We start from the raw sequence: 15213 nt of genomic DNA on the forward strand, positions 1-15213 counted from the left end.
CATCAATCCTCGTCGTCGTTATAAGCGAACGGGTCGGTCACCACCGGCTGGGTCGGCAGCGGCGGCCGCGGCAGTGCCTTGTCCGCGTTTGCCGCATTGGCCAGGAACGACGCCAGGATGATCGACCCCTGGCGCAGATCGTCCGCCTTCAGATGGTCGAACGTGTCGACGCTCGAATGGTGCGTGCGGCTGTTGTAATCAAGCGGATCCTGGATGAACTGGAAGCCCGGCGCACCGACCGCCTGCATGAACACATGGTCGGTGCCGCCGGTCTTGCGGATCACGACACTGGTCGCGCCCATCGACGCGAAGGGCGCGAGCCATTCCTTGAAAGTCGCGACCACAGCCGGGTTATTCTCCGCATAGATGCCGCGGATCTTGCCCGATCCATTGTCGAGATTGAAATAGGCGGCAAGGTCGCCATAGCCTGGTTGCGGCTTGATCGGCCAGCGGTTCGACCAGCCGTAAAAACGCTTCATGCCGGTCTGCGCCGGATCGCTGGCGTTGCCACGCGTGGCGAGATGCTGTTCGACATAAGCAAGGCTGCCGAGCAGGCCCTGTTCCTCGCCGACCCACAGCGCAAAGCGGATCGTGCGCTTCGGCCGTAGGCCGCTTGCCGACAGGATGCGCGCCGCCTCCATGATCATTGCGGTGCCCGCGCCATTGTCGCCCGCGCCGTCGCCCGCGACCCATGAATCGAGATGCGCACCTGCCATCACATAACCGGCCTTGGGGTCGGTGCCGGGGATTTCGGCGATGACATTATATGCCTTGGTGTCGCTATCGTCGAAGCGCACTTCGGTGTTGATTTCGAGCGTCGGTGCGGGGCCGATCTTGGCGAGGCGAGCGAGGCGACGATAATCCTCCGCCGCGATCTCCACGCCGGGGAGCGGCATCGTGTCGCCGACGCCGAACAGATAGCCCTCGCCATGCACCAGCTTGCCGTCGCGGTACGACATGGTCGCATAGGCCACGGCACCCTCAGCCTTGAGGAAATCACCGAGCTTCTTGGTGTAATCCAGCCGCTTCAGGCGACGATCGGCCGCCTCAGGGTCGTATTTGGGCTGCTCATACTGATCGAGCTTGGCCAGTTCCTCGGCGGTGTAGCGTTTGAACGGCGCGGTGTCGGGTTCGTTGCCGCTATTGGGCAGGGTGACCAGTACGATCTTGCCCTTCAATTGCCCGTGCCATTTGTCGAAGTCGCGCTCGCGCTTCATCGGCGCGACGAACACAGGGGCGGAGATGGTGCCGTTGGTGCCCGGCGTCCAGGCGATCGGAATCGCGGTGAGCTGGATCGGACGCGGCGTGACCATGCGCACGCTCGACCGGTCGAGCGTCCAGCCACGGCCGAACTCGAAGCCTTCCTTATGGACGTTCTTCAGTCCCCATTCGGTGAATTGCTTCTGCGTCCAGTCCTCCGCCACGCGCATCGACGGCGAATTGGTCAGCCGCGGGCCGATCACGTCGGACAGATGCGCCGCGGTCAGCATCACCTGACTGCGCGTAATACCCTCGTCGATGATCTTGTTGACTTGCGCCTTGTCGACCTGGCCGCCCGCATTTTTTGCGGTCTGAGCGGAAATCGGCGCGGCAATGGCGATCGCCGCGACGGCGGTGAAGAGATATAAGCGCATGGAGACCCTTTGAAGCGATTGAGCAACAATGTTGCGCCACGCTATTCGGTGCCCCGTCCGCGTGCAAGCTTTGACAGCGGGTGTAACGGAGGCGTTGACACGCGCGCGATCCGCCGCCATTGGACCGCCTCGCTTTTTAGGCGGCCCGGATGGACAGGTGGCCGAGTGGTTAAAGGCAGCAGACTGTAAATCTGCCCGTGCAAGCGTACGCTGGTTCGAATCCAGCCCTGTCCACCAACTCTTCGCATCCGCAGGAGTCCTGGAAAACCAAGGCTTCTTGGATTTCGTGATTCGGCTCAACGTCAATTCGCTGGCTTCACGCCATGACCGACGAATTGCGAAGCTTATCGGCGCTGTGCCGGTCTGTTGCCGCCAAGGATGAATGCAAGGTCGCCAGTGTCTCGCACTGCCCCGCCAACCAGCCTTCCGGGCAACTACCCGCCGGTAGCCAGCTGCCTAGCATACAGGGCGGCACCGTATCCCGGTGCGTGACGTGGCTCGGCCAGCGCGAAGAGCCCGGTGTCGGCAACGATCTTCGCGAAGGCCTGGCGGACCAACGGCTCCTGCAACAGCACGCCACCAGACCAGGACAGCGGAACCCGCTCGTCGGGCGGAAAGGACAGGGTAGTGCGCAAGCTGATCGCCAGCGCCGCGAGTTCATGGGCGGCCAACGCGAGAATTGCGTTGGCCCCGGTATCGCCATCGGCTGCGGCACGCGACACCAGACCCGCCAGCGCGGCGATCTCGCCGCGGCTCATCGCTGCCGGCCCTATGATGCGTTGACACAGGTCAAGGTCATTGCCGAGCGACAGCGCCTCGACGATCCGCTGATGCAGAACGCCTTTGGGCGCGCGACCATCGCTCATGCGCGAAAATAGCGCGAGGCCCTGCACCGCGATCCAATAGGCCGAGCCTTCGTCGCCGAACACTTCACCCCAGCCGCCCGCGCGCGCCGTTTTGCCTTGTCGTTCGCCATAGGCGATCGATCCGGTGCCGGCGACGATGTTGATCCCGTCCTTGCAGTCGAGCGACCCCGCCCAGCCGCACACCATGTCGTTGCCGCACACGTAACGCTCATGGCCGAGCAAGCTGCGACAGGCAGCGTGAAGCTGCGGATCGATGACGCTGTCCTCGCCATAGGCAGGCAGGCCGAAAAAGACGAAGCCAAGCGCATCGGGCTGGATGTCGAGCTGACCGCAGATCGCTGCGATCCCCTGCTCAAGCCGCGACACGGTTTCAATCATCCCGATCTCAAGATGATAGGTTGTCCCGGTCAGGGCACGCGCTTTTATCGTGCCGGTGGCGTCGATACAGACGAACTCGGTTTTGGTGCCGCCGCCGTCGACGCCTAGAAAATATGTGCGCTCGGTCATGGTTGCGCAGCGTAGATCCGCACGCCCTGTACAACACGATTTACGGTGCCGCTGGCATTGGGGCGGTCGGGTGTGAGCCCTAGCGCGAGCGAGACATGCAGGCCGAACATTTGCGCCGGTACGATGAACGGAAACAGCAGATCGGCATCGGTCGCATCGGCCATACCGGTGATCGTTATATCCGCGCCGTCGCCGGGTTGGGCGGAGATGACCGCCAGCGCGCCGCAATGGCCGTCGCTGCGCAGTTCCTCGACGATGTCGAGATCATAGCGGCGCGTGAGCGGATCGTTCGACACGAACACCACGGCCAGCGTGTCGGTGTTGACGATCGTTTTCGGGCCGTGACGAAAGCCCAGCGCGGTATCGAACGCGGTGACCACCGCGCCGTCGCTCAGCTCCATCAGCTTGAGCGCCGCTTCGCGCGCGAGCCCCTTGAACACGCCGCTGCCGAGATAGACGACACGCTTGAATCCGCGCGTTGCCAGGCTGGCGACCAATGGCTCGCACTGCGTGAGCACCTCGTCTACAGCCGCGGCGATGGCGGACTCTCGCGCATCAAGCGTATCGATGCCGGCAAGGATCGCCAGCGCCGCCAGCATCATCGCGCTGAAGCTGGAGGTCATGGCGAAGCCGCGATCATGCGTCGCTTCCGGCAACACGACGACATGCGTGTTGTCGCTGGCGCGCCGGGCCAGTTCACCCGCGGCATTGCAGGTCACGATCAGGTGATAGGCCTCGCCAATGGTCGCATCGGCCAGGTCGGCCGCGGCGACGCTTTCCGGGCTGCTGCCCGAACGACCGAACGAGACCAACAATGTCGGTGCATCGGCCCGCAGGTAAAGCGACGGTGCGCTGACGATATCGGTAGTCGCGATCGCCTCGACCGGGCGGCCCAGCTCGCGCGATAGCCAGGGCGCGAGGCACTCGCCGATGAACGCGGAAGTGCCGGCGCCGGTCAGCACGATGCGCAGCTCGGGTCGGGCGAGCAAAGGGGTGATGAACGCTTCGATCTCTGCCCGGCGGTCGCGCAGCAATGCCTGGGTCGCGCGCAGCGTTTCGGGCTGCTGATCGATTTCGCGGCGAGTCCAGGACGTGTCGAGACCGTCGGTCTTGGGGGAGAGCAAGGTCTCAGGCATCGGGAAAGCAAGCTCCATGATAGGCGTCGAGCATCGCGGCGATATGCGCCATGACGAGCTCGGCAGGGTCGAGTGTCGCCCGGCCGGCGCGTACCGCGGCATAAGCGAGCGGCAGATACTGGCTGACCAACCCGAGCGGCGGCGGCGTCCGACGCAGATTGGCGAATAGCTTTTCCTGGGCATCGGCGATCTCGGCATCGGGCCAGTAATAGCGGATGCGATCCGACAGGCTGTATTGCAGTTGCAAATCCAGCGCGGAGTCGGCGGCGTGGTAATATTTCCGCCAATGCTTCGGCTCGGCATGCATGCGCGACAGCGTGACGGCCCGCAACGCCGCGCGGTCGGGGGCTGGAATGGTCTCCGCCTCAATCGCATCCAGCGCCCAGAGCGCTTCGCGCAACGCGAAGGTAACGCCGGGGCCGACCTTCAGGATCGCATAATGGTCGCGGACCAGGGCGGCGAGCGCATCGGGCGTCTGGTAATCGGTGGAATGCGCCTCGAACACGAGGTGCTCGACCGGCTCGATCGCATGACTAAGCGCGGTGGCGCGTTCGGGGCGATAATCGACCACCTTGTCGTGATCGAATTCTACGCCGGGCTGGACGACGGTAGCAATTACGCGGTCCCAGGCGCTCTCCAGACCCGAGGTGCGAAACAGGTCGCGGTGCATGTCGACCGTCGCGATCGCCGCTTCGGGTGTGGTGACCGCCAGTTCCTCGAGGTCCTCGGCCGCGCCGCCTGGAACGGGCACTTCGGTGCCGATCACATAGACCGGCGCATCGGCGGCATCGCCCTCGAACGCAGCCTCGGCCACACGGCACAGACGCGCGGCGCGCTCGGCGATGGTAGGTTCGGGCAACGGCACCGGATCGTCGGCGCAGCTCATCGAGCAATCGAGATGGATCTTGCGAAAGCCAGCACGGACATAATCCGCGATCATCACTGCAGCCTTGTCTAGCGCTTCGGCAGCCGGCGCGGTCGTCCAGACGTTGGGGCCGAGATGATCGCCGCCAAGCACGAGGCGATCCAGCGGGAATCCAACCCTGGCGGCGATCGCTTGCACGAAATCGCGATAATCGGCGGGCACCATGCCGGTATAACCGCCGTCCTGGTTCACCTGGTTGGAGGTGGCCTCGATCAGGGCGATCGGCTGGCCGGTGGCGAGCGCATGGCGCAACGTCGCCTCGATCACCAACGGGTGCGCGGAACAGACCGACGTCACGCCGATCCGCTCACCGGCCTTGTGCCGAAGCACCATCTCTAGAATCGCTTGCACATCGGCTCCTTCTGGGAACGGCTGTATCTTATTATAATGGGAAAAACAACGAAACGAAATATAACGAAACTATTTTGTTTCGGCAATTGCATCCGGATCCTTGGCATCGGGCTCGATCGCCAACAACAGCGACGCGACGAGCGCAAGGAGGATGCCGACGGTCTTGAGCGGCCCGGGCACGACGCCCAGGATCACCAACGACAGCAAGGCGGTGGCAAGCGGCGCGCCGGCATTGGCAAGCGGGGCGACGATGATCGCCTTGCCGTAACGGAACGCGAAGACCAGGGTCAGCGCGCCAATCGCGTTGAGCAGCTGGATCAGCGCGGCGAGCCACGGACCGTCCAGCCCCCAGTTGATCGGTCGTGCGAAGTCGGTCATCGCCCAGGCGACCGGGATCAGCACCAGCCCGGACAGCATCATATAGACGAAGATGCTTTCGCCCGACATGACGTGGTTGGCCGCCTTCATGAAATAGGCTTGCACGCCCCAGCACAGCATCACGACCATCGCCGGGATGAGCCAGGCCGACGAAGCGCCGCCGCCGCTGCCCGGCGCAAAGTCGAAGGTTGGCAGCGCGAGCAGCGCGAGCAGGATGCCAAGCGTGCCGAGCCGCCCGGTGCGTTCGCGCATCAGCACGAACGACAACGCGATCGTCACGATCGGCGACAGCGAGATGATCGGGAAGATGAGATAGGCCGGCCCGCGCGCGACGGCGTAGAACAATACCATCTGCCCGCCCGCGCCAAGCAACCCGATCGCCAGACCATAGCCGATCGCGCGCGGCGAGATGTCGAGCTTCCAGCCGGCCAGCCCCAGCACGACCAACGCAGGCGGAATCATCGTCAGCGCCCAGACGCAATAAACCAGGGTTTCGGGAAAGCCATGCTGCGGGGACAGGCCGGAAAAAGCGCCCCATACGCCCCACAGAATGACGGTGACCAGCGCATTGAACAGCCAGGCGCGGCTTGACGGCGCGACCATCCCGGTCATGCTTTCCCTCCCGGTGCAGGCGTGGCTCGCACGAGCAGGAAGCGCTGGAATTTGGCTTGGATGCTGTTCTTCTCCGCCGTCGCCGTGCCGAGCGGACTGCCGGTGAAACTGTCGGTCAGCGTGTAGCGACCGGCACCGAGCCCGCGCAGCATGAGCGGGCCATCCCAGGTATCGGCATAAAAGGCGTAATGCAGCGCACCATCGCGTTCGATCGCATGCGCCTCCGGCTTGTCGAATCCGATATCGTAGAGGCCGCCGAGGTAGCGCCCCTTGGGCAGCATATTGGCGCGGTACAGGTCGATCCACTTGCGCCACAGCGCTTCCTTCTGCGCCGTCAGCACAAAGCCACCGGGCGGGAGCGGTTCGGCGGGATTGGGCACGTCTTTCGGCCAGGTGAATTTGGTCGAAGGGATCGCACCGATCCCATAGGTGGAGGCGAAGTCATCGCGCCCGTCGCTCAATTCGACATGGTCGCCGGAAAATGGCGCGGACGGGCCCATCAGCGCCTTGAACGTCTTGCCTTTCAGCCGGACTTGCCAGGACGAGGTGGGATCGGACGCCGGCGTATTGTTCATCGCCGGGATATTATGGAACGCGAAGCTGTCGCCGCACGGGCACAGCTCGATCACCGCCTGCGGGTTGATCGCCATCGCCTCGTCATAGATCGCCTTCCAGAAATCCTGAAGCTTCTCGAACGATTCCTCAGGGCGGGCATGGTTGTGCGCGGGGTTGTAGCAGGGTGCGACGCCGTTCAGATGCTGCCCGTCGAGCTTCAGCCCCTCGAACCCCCAATCGCCGATGATGCGGCGGACCTGTTTGCGGAAGAATTCGATCGTCGGTGGATAGGCCGGACACATGGTGAAGGCGCTCCACCAGCTGACATTCTGCGCCGCGCCGTCACGATCGAGGATCAGCATATCGGCATGGTCGCGCAGGATATCAGTGCCGGGATCGATCGCCAGCGGGGCAAACCACAAGCGCGGGCGCATGCCGTCGGCTTTGATGCGATCGGCGAAGGCCTTCATGTCGGCATCCCCGCGCGGGAATTTCTTGCGATCGAGTTTCCAGTCGCCTTCGGACGTTTGCCAGCCATCGTCGAGCACTGCCCATTCGAAGCCCAGCTCCTTCGCCTTGGGCAGCGTGCCGTACACCTGTTCGGGGGTGAAGTTGCGCTCATAGCCCCAGGCGCACCAGATCGGGCCATAGCTCGATTCCGGGATAGCGGGGGCAGCAAGACCGCGTTCCGCCATGATGCGGCGATAGGCGTCGAGCGGGCGGAAATGATCGCCGCTATGCGCCATCAGGAAAGCGGTCGGCAGAGTCAGCGTGGCGCCGGGCGCGAGCAAGGTCGGCTCGTCGCCCGACAGGCCGATGCGCGTTCCGTCCGGCTGCGCCGCAACCGGCAGCGAGACCAGCCGTGGCACCGTTTCGACATGGCCGACCGCCAGGCCCACATCGCGGCGCCACACCACGGCGACCGGCGTGCCGCCGCCATAATCGGAGCCGTTCATGCCCATGAAATTACGCTGCTCGAAACCAGGCGCGACCTTTTGCACCCAGTCGCGGCGATCGGGATAAGAGGCGCCGGCGAAGCTCCACGCGCCTGCCGGATGAGTCAGCAGATCGTGAGTCGCGACGCGCCAGCCGGCGATCGCCAGCGGGACCGTGCCGGTGTTGCGATAGCGTAGCGCGTACAAGGCGAGACCGGGATAATGATCGAGGAAGGTGACATCGAGCAGCTGTTCCATCGCGCCGCTGGCCGTGGCGCGCAGCTGGTGCCGGGCGCCCGGGCCGTGCGGGCCTGATACGGCTGTTTCCTTATGGTCGAGCAGCAGGAAACGATCGAGCCTGCGATGATCGGCGAGGAACAATGCCTCGCCGGCCGCCATCGGTGTCACCGGCTTGCCGCCATGCGACACGCGGGACTGCATCGCGGCATCGAACTCGATTGTCAGCGTCCCATCGGAAAGCTTCACGGCCGCCGGCGCCGCGGCCCAGGCGCGGGCAGTCAGCGTCGGCCCGGCGACCAGGGCTGCGCCGGCCATCAGGCGGCTGAGCATCGCACGACGATCAACAAGGTTGGACAGCATGGCGATAGGCTCTCCTGATATCGGCCGAGGGGCAAACGGACGGCCACAGAAGAAAGATGTTGCACGAACGGCAGGGGCGGCGCAAACCATATTCGCAATTTAATGGATCGTTTTGTTTCGTTTCGTTTGTTTCGGAGAGGCCAAAAGATGCGTTCACTGAAGACCATCATGTGGCTGGCAACGTCTGCGCTGCTGATCGGCGCTGCCGCGCCGTCGCCGGGTTATAGCGAGGCGGATTTCGCGCGGGTCGCCAAGTTTGACGCGCACGTCCATGCCAACGTCAACGATCCGCGTTTCCTGGACGTGGCGCGGCGCGATGGGTTCGAGCTGCTGTCGATCAACGTCGACTATCCCGATTTTCCGTCATTGCCGTTACAGGCGACGGTCGCGCATCAGATGCGGGCGAGCAATGCCCGGCGCTTCCACTTTGCCACCACACTGTCGATGCAGGGCTTCGGTACGCCAGGCTGGACCGAGCGCACCAACCGCGCGCTGGACGACGCATTTGCGCGCGGCGCGGTGGCCGTGAAGGTGTGGAAAAATATCGGCATGGTCGCCACCGATGCGCAGGGGAAACGCGTTTTCCTTGACGATCCGCGTTTCGACAGGGTGATGGCGCATCTCGAGCAGCGCGGCGTGCCGCTGATCGCGCACCAGGCCGAACCGAAGAATTGCTGGTTGCCGCTCGACCAGATGACGACCGAGAATGACCGCTCCTATTTCAAGGAGCACCCCGAATATTACATGTACCTCCATCCCGAAGAGCCGAGGTACGAGGCGCTGATGGCGGCGCGCGACCGGTTCGTCGCCCGCCATCCCAAACTCGCCTTTGACGGTGCACATATGGCAAGCCTTGAATGGAGTGTGGACGAGCTGGCGCGATTCTTCGATCGCTACCCCAATACGGTGGTGGATCTCGCGGCACGCATGTCCAACCTGCAGGTTCAGTCCAACGCCGACATCGCCAAGGTACGCACCTTCTTCGTCAAGTATCAGGATCGTATCATGTACGGCACCGACTTGACGGACAGCCCGCCAGATCCCGCCGCCCGCGCGCAGAACCCGCCCGCCACCGGCAATTTCGCCAAAGAGGCCGACCAGGTATGGCGCGCGGACTGGCGCTATCTGGCGACTCCGCTCAGCCAGCGGGTCGATGCGATCAATGCCGATGCCAAGGGCCTGAACCTACCCCGTACGGTGATCGACAAGATCTATTGGAAGAATGCCCGGCGCTTCTTCAAACTGCCCGGCGCTCCTTCAAGCTGAAGGCCTGACGCTCAGGCGATGTGAAGGCGGAAACCCAGCCGGTCGGCCGCTGCCTGCATGCCGGCAGCGGCGGCATCGGTGACGAGATCGTCGATCTCGGCCACGTTCATGATGCGGTGCAGGCAGACGCGGCCGAACTTGGACTGGTCGGTCACTGCGATCACTTGCCCCGCCGCCTTGACCATCTTTCGGTTGAGTACCGCTTCGGGCTCGAAATGAGTGGTGATGCCACGCTCGATATCGAATCCATCCACGCCCAGGAACAGCTTGTCGACATGCAGATCGTCGAATGCGCTCTCGGTCTGCGCGCCGTAAAAGGCACGATTGCGTCGCCGCAACGCGCCGCCCAGCATAACGACGTTGATCCGCTCCTTTCCCGCCAGCGCACATAGAATATCCAGGTCGTTGGTCAGCACGGTGACGTCGTCGATATCGCATAGGTGCAACGCGATCTGCAGCGCGGTGGTGCCCGAATCGAGCACGATCGAATCGCCCGGCATCACCATCGCGGCTGCCAATGCGCCGATCCGCGCCTTTTCATCGACATTGATCGCGCGTTTGGCTTCCACTGGAGGTTCGGCCGCGACGTTGACGGCGTCGGTCGCAATCGCCCCGCCATAGGATCGCTCTGCGATGCCGCGTTTCGCCAGGTAATGCAGGTCCTTTCGGATCGTTTGCATCGATACGCCGAAGCGCTCTGCGAGTGGCACCACCTGGACGCTGCCGCGCTCACGCACCAATGCAGTGATCTGCTGTCTTCGGCCGCTGGTGTCGCGAGTAACGGACATATAGGCTCCTCCTGTTGCGCATTTGCATATCAGCCTAAAATCGCTCGCACAACAAACCGACAAGTTTCGTTTCTTTTCTGTTTGACAGTTTCGCTACGATCGCGATACCAAACCGCAATAAATCGCACGAACTCCTTTGAAATGGAGATCGTGCAGCGGCTAGGGGATTAAAAATGACGCAGCGACGCATTTTGCGGGATTTGGTGCTCACCGGAGTCAGCGTTGCGGCGTTGCTGACCTCATCCACCGCGGTAGCGCAAACCGACGCCGCCAAGCCCCCGACCGCCGAAACCGATACCGCGGCGGCGTCGGCCGACTCGGCGCAACAGCCCGGCGATACCAATGCTTCGGACAATAGCGTCGGTCCCGACATAATCGTGCGCGGCGTGCGCGGCAGCTTGTTGCGGTCGATCCAGGCGAAGCGCAACGCCGACACGATCGTCGATGCCATTTCAGCCGAGGAACTCGGCAAGTTTCCCAACCGCAACGTCGCCGAAGCGCTGGCCAACATTCCTGGCGTGACCGTCGGCCGCGACGGCCGCGGCGAAGGCCGTTCGATCACGGTGCGCGGGCTCGGCGAAAATTTCGCGATCACCACGCTCAACGGGCGCATCCTGCCGACCGACGGCACCGATCGGTCGTTCGCATTCGACGTGCTGCCGTCGGAAATCATTTCCGGCGCGGAAGTACAGAAGGCCGTGCGTTCGTCGGAACTGGAGGGCAGCATCGGCGGCAACATCAATTTGCGCACCGCGCGCCCGCTCGACCATCCGGGGCTACATGCCTCCGCCTCGATGGAAGGCCAGTATAACGATTTCGTCGACAAGGGCGGCTACAAGATCACCGGCGTGGTCAGTACGACCTTTGCCCAGGACACGATGGGCGTGATGGTGGGTGCGAGCTACAACAAGTATAAGTTCCGCACCGACAATCTCGGCGAATATTCGATCACTGACGGCACGGAAGCCGCTTACGGCGTCGATTTCAACCGGGACGGTCAGGTCAATCCCGACGCCAATGGGCCGGCCTATATCTGGCCGGATTATTACAGCGTCGGCACCGTGCAGGGCGAGCGCGAACGGATCGGCGCGGCGGGCGCGTTCCAGTGGAAACCGTCCAGCAATTTCGAGCTGACGATCGACGGCATCTACAGCCAGTATAAGGTCACGCAGCACAATTACCGCTCGTCCAACTATCTCAACCCGCTGGGCGATGACGGTTCGCTGCGCTGGGATCCAGCATCGATCACGGTGGATTCCAACAATGTCGTGACCGGTTTCAAGATCAACGACCTGGTCAGCGAAGTGCTGACCACCGACGAGCCGCGCAACAGCGAGACCTATCAGTTCGGCGGTCATATCGACTGGCAGCCGACCGACCGGCTGAAGGTCGCGCTCGACGGTTATTACGGCAAGGCGCGTGACGATACGGGCGGGCAGAACCGTTTCGTCGTGGCCGGCATTCCCGGCGCATCCGCGACCTTCGCCACACGCGACGGCAGCATCCCCGATCTCGACATCACGATTCCCGGCGGACGCACGCTCGACCAAGCGACCAATGACGATTTCCGCGCACATTATATCGGCATCCAGGGCCAGAATATCGAGGATCGCACGCAAGGCGCGAAGCTCGACCTGACCTATGACGTCGATAACGACACCTTCAAGTCCATCACCTTCGGCGGCGCCTGGACCGATCGCCGCAAGAGCGTGGAGACGATCGACAACCAATACACCACGTCGTGCAATTATTGCGGCTATCCCTTCACCTTCGGTCAGTTGGGCGCGTCAGTGGTGCAGCCGGGCACCGGCAATATCCTGTCCACCCTGCCAGGCAATTTTCCGCGCAACTTCCCCTATTTCGACATCGATACCTATCTGGCGGCGCTGCCCCGTGCGGACAACAACCCGGCGATCCTCGATCCCAACTCCTGTCTCGATGCGACCGGTACGCCGATCCCGGGCTGCGCATTGTCGCCTTATCCCGCGGGCTTCTCGACTCAGGTCATCCAGCCAGACCTTCCCGCCTCCTATCTGATCAAGGAACGGACCTGGGCGGGTTATGTGCAGTTCAACCTGGCCGGCAAACGCTGGCGTGGTGATATCGGCTTGCGTCTGGTGTCGACCAAAGTGACATCGACAGGCTATGGTGCCAGCATCGCCAGCATCATCCCGCGCGTCGGCACGCAGGACAATGACGTGAACTTCAACCCGGTCGATGCGATCAATGGCGGCGGCGACTATCTGCGCCTGCTCCCGTCGGTCAATTTCGCCTATGACATTACGGATGGTTTCCGCGTCCGGCTTGCCGCATCGCGGGCGATCTCGCGACCGAGCTTTGGTGAATTGTCGCCGGCCAAGGATGCGACCTCGGCGCAGTCCGGCACCTTCATCATCTACGATGCCGGCAATCCGAATTTGAAGCCGACCAGCGCGGACCAGTTCGACGTGTCGTTCGAATATTATCCTTCGAACCGCCTCGCGCTGACGGCGGCGGCATTCTATAAACACATCACCAATTTCGTCTCGACCGTGCCGGTCGATGTCGTGATCACGCCCACGGCGCAACCCGCCAACCAGCAACAGGCTTTCGACTTCGTCGAATATCAGGTGATCAATGGCGACAGCGCCAAAGTGTATGGCCTGGAGGTCGGCGGCCAGTATTTCCTCGACAATGGCTTCGGCGTGCAGGCGAACCTGACCTACAATCATTCGCGCGCGACCTCTGGCGCGGTGACGACCGGCCTGCCCGGCGCGATCCCGTTCTCGGCCAATGCCAAGCTATTCTACGAAAAGCACGGCATCGGCGCGCAGGTCTCGTACAGCTATCAGTCGCGCTACACCTATGCGCAGTCGGGCAATCTGGGGTATTTGCCGGTCAAGGAAGACGGCTATCACGAAATGTCGGCCAGCCTGTCCTACGACCTGAACGACCATCTGTCGGTCTACGCGCAGGGCTCCAACCTGCTCGGCTCGGCGATCAAGCGCTACAACACCTATAGCAACGTGCCGAACTTCTACGAATATTCGGGCCGCTCCTTCTTCTTCGGAATCCGTACCCGCTTGTGATGCAAGGTCGGTGAGCGGCGTGGACATCGATCGGCGAACCTTCCTGACGGCAAGCGCAGCCGCCGGGGCCGGCCTTGCCGCCGCGCCCGCCGCCGCCCGTATGCCGGAACATGTCTGGGGCGGGTTCGATTGGGGCAATGGTCCGCCGGTGCCCGACCGGCTCTATCAGGGTCCGTTTCCACAATATGGCGCGGGCGCCGTCGTGCCGGGCAGCGAAGTCGTGATGGTCACCAGCCCGTCGCGTGACATCGTGCCCAATCGCGGCATGGGCCTTACCGTCTATATTTCCGGCGACACCGGCCCGCCGCGCATTCCCGGCGAGACGCTGGAAAAGTCGATCGAGGATCTGATCCGGCTGCCCTTCGTGCAGAAAGTCTATCTTCGCCCCAATTGGCGCGAGGTGCAGCAGCGCCCGGGTCGGCTCGATCTGCCGGGCTGGTGGCAGGTCACTTTCGATCTCGCCCGGCGCTATGGCAAGCAGGTCGGTTTCCGCATCATGCTGGAAAACCCGGATTTCGCCGAGCCGGGGATGCCGGCATTCCTGATGGACAAAGTGCCGTCGATTCGCCTGAAAGGCAGCTGGAAGGGCGACCGGACACAGACGCGCTACAACAAGCACCACGCACTGCCGCGCTACGATCATCCGGCCTATCTCGCCGCGTTCGAGGAACTGAACGGGTTGCTGGCGGCCGAGCTGAACGGCAGCCCCGATGTCGAATATATGGACACGATGATGTACGGCTTCTGGGGCGAGGGCCATAGCTGGCCGTTCGAGGGGCATGTGTTTCAAAGCGATCTCGTCGCCGAGCAGACCTGGCGGCGGATGCTCGATATCCAACTCGCCGCGTGGAGCAGGACGCCGCTGGTCACCAACACCCAGCCCGATTTCAACAATGTCGGCAACGCCGACATGCTCGATCGCACGGTGCGCAGCGGCAACTGGATCCGCAGCGACACGATCTTCATCGAGAACACGCAGATCGAGGCGCTGAGCAACCGCCCGTCCTGGACCGCGGCGATCAGCGAAGTCGGCATGACCTCCGGTGCGCCCGCCGAGCTCGGGCTGGACGACGGCATCACACAAAACGAGCGGATCATCGATCATGTGCTGGCGGTCGGCGCCAATTACTGGTCGGTGTGGAATTGGCACAACGAAGCGGCAGCGAACGTGCTGAGCTATTACGATCGTTTTCCCGCACCGATCGATGAAGCGGCACGGCGCATCGGCTATCGCGTCTATCCCTCCTTCATCTGGGCGTTCGAGCGGGACGGTCAGGCCGGGCTGGTGATCGGGCTCGCCAATGCCGGCGTGGCCGCGCCACCCGGCGTGGTGCGCTTGACCGTGCAGGATGCGCGAGGTCGCGATTTGACGAGCGGATGTGTGGATGCCGGCTTTCCGCGTCCGACCGGTATTCATCAGGCGATGTTGATGCTGCCGCGCGGCTATGGCTGGGAGGGCCTTCGGCTCAAGGCCGAGTTGGAGATCAAGGGCATCCGCCATGCGTTACGATGGGCGTGTCGTCAGCAACTCAACGCGGATTCTTCGCTCTCGCTGAAGCGGAATGTCAGGCAATGATGCTGCTGGACGGGCC

Annotated in this window: 10 protein-coding genes and 1 tRNA gene; 4 read left to right on the plus strand and 7 right to left on the minus strand. The window is 63.1% G+C overall.

Annotated elements, in window-relative coordinates; genetic code table 11:
• Nucleotides 1–2: 2 nt before the first annotated feature.
• Nucleotides 3–1634 carry a M20/M25/M40 family metallo-hydrolase gene (locus G4G27_RS01580; protein WP_183111517.1) on the minus strand — a complete coding sequence of 544 codons (1632 nt, stop codon included), beginning with the start codon at nt 1632–1634 and terminating at the stop codon, nt 3–5.
• A 151-nt stretch (nt 1635–1785) separates the two neighbouring features.
• Here G4G27_RS01580 and G4G27_RS01585 point away from each other — a divergent pair.
• Nucleotides 1786–1871, plus strand: a tRNA-Tyr gene (locus G4G27_RS01585).
• Nucleotides 1872–2068: 197 nt separating this feature from the next.
• Here the strand turns inward: G4G27_RS01585 and G4G27_RS01590 are convergent.
• The 5 genes from G4G27_RS01590 to G4G27_RS01610 all read right to left on the minus strand — a co-directional run bounded on the left by G4G27_RS01590 (nt 2069) and on the right by G4G27_RS01610 (nt 8499).
• Entirely contained in the window at nt 2069–3007 is a 939-nt protein-coding gene (locus G4G27_RS01590; protein ID WP_183111518.1) for a BadF/BadG/BcrA/BcrD ATPase family protein, read from the minus strand.
• Entirely contained in the window at nt 3004–4143 is a 1140-nt protein-coding gene (locus tag G4G27_RS01595) for an SIS domain-containing protein (protein WP_183111520.1), read from the minus strand. Before G4G27_RS01595 ends, G4G27_RS01590 begins: the two co-directional genes overlap by 4 nt.
• Entirely contained in the window at nt 4136–5419 is a 1284-nt protein-coding gene (locus G4G27_RS01600) for a D-tagatose-bisphosphate aldolase, class II, non-catalytic subunit (RefSeq protein WP_183111522.1), read from the minus strand. Before G4G27_RS01600 ends, G4G27_RS01595 begins: the two co-directional genes overlap by 8 nt.
• Before the next feature lie 69 nt (nt 5420–5488).
• Complete coding sequence (locus G4G27_RS01605; protein WP_183111524.1) at nt 5489–6409, minus strand: DMT family transporter; 921 nt, start codon at nt 6407–6409, stop codon at nt 5489–5491.
• A complete protein-coding gene (locus G4G27_RS01610; protein ID WP_183111526.1) occupies nt 6406–8499 on the minus strand; it encodes a glycoside hydrolase family 36 protein in 2094 nt (697 codons plus the stop codon). The genes G4G27_RS01605 and G4G27_RS01610 overlap by 4 nt, the downstream gene beginning before the upstream one ends.
• 147 nt (nt 8500–8646) lie before the next feature.
• On the opposite strand from G4G27_RS01610, the gene G4G27_RS01615 reads away from it, so the two are divergent.
• A complete protein-coding gene (locus tag G4G27_RS01615; protein ID WP_183111528.1) occupies nt 8647–9765 on the plus strand; it encodes an amidohydrolase family protein in 1119 nt (372 codons plus the stop codon).
• 11 nt (nt 9766–9776) lie between these two features.
• On the opposite strand, the gene agaR is transcribed toward G4G27_RS01615, so the two are convergent.
• Entirely contained in the window at nt 9777–10553 is a 777-nt protein-coding gene (gene agaR / locus G4G27_RS01620; protein ID WP_183111530.1) for a transcriptional repressor AgaR, read from the minus strand.
• A gap of 173 nt (nt 10554–10726) precedes the next feature.
• Between agaR and G4G27_RS01625 the strand changes: the two genes are divergently transcribed.
• Together G4G27_RS01625 and G4G27_RS01630 are read left to right on the plus strand one after the other, a co-directional pair.
• Nucleotides 10727–13621: a TonB-dependent receptor gene (locus G4G27_RS01625; protein ID WP_183111532.1), complete on the plus strand. Its 2895-nt coding sequence runs from the start codon at nt 10727–10729 to the stop codon at nt 13619–13621.
• Between the two features lie 10 nt (nt 13622–13631).
• The gene (locus G4G27_RS01630; RefSeq protein WP_202049649.1) at nt 13632–15197 is read left to right on the plus strand and encodes a twin-arginine translocation signal domain-containing protein; all 1566 of its coding nucleotides are present in this window, start codon (nt 13632–13634) and stop codon (nt 15195–15197) included.
• The last annotated feature ends 16 nt before the right edge of the window (nt 15198–15213 follow it).

The sequence above is a fragment of the Sphingomonas sp. So64.6b genome (assembly GCF_014171475.1).
Taxonomy (GTDB): domain Bacteria; phylum Pseudomonadota; class Alphaproteobacteria; order Sphingomonadales; family Sphingomonadaceae; genus Sphingomonas; species Sphingomonas alpina_A.

Coding starts and splice junctions, on each gene's coding strand:
- G4G27_RS01590 (WP_183111518.1), bottom strand. CDS start 3,007: ATGACCGAGCGCACATATTTTCTAGGCGTCGACGGCGGCGGCACCAAA.
- agaR (WP_183111530.1), bottom strand. CDS start 10,553: ATGTCCGTTACTCGCGACACCAGCGGCCGAAGACAGCAGATCACTGCA.
- G4G27_RS01625 (WP_183111532.1), top strand. CDS start 10,727: ATGACGCAGCGACGCATTTTGCGGGATTTGGTGCTCACCGGAGTCAGC.
- G4G27_RS01610 (WP_183111526.1), bottom strand. CDS start 8,499: ATGCTGTCCAACCTTGTTGATCGTCGTGCGATGCTCAGCCGCCTGATG.
- G4G27_RS01580 (WP_183111517.1), bottom strand. CDS start 1,634: ATGCGCTTATATCTCTTCACCGCCGTCGCGGCGATCGCCATTGCCGCG.
- G4G27_RS01605 (WP_183111524.1), bottom strand. CDS start 6,409: ATGACCGGGATGGTCGCGCCGTCAAGCCGCGCCTGGCTGTTCAATGCG.
- G4G27_RS01595 (WP_183111520.1), bottom strand. CDS start 4,143: ATGCCTGAGACCTTGCTCTCCCCCAAGACCGACGGTCTCGACACGTCC.
- G4G27_RS01615 (WP_183111528.1), top strand. CDS start 8,647: ATGCGTTCACTGAAGACCATCATGTGGCTGGCAACGTCTGCGCTGCTG.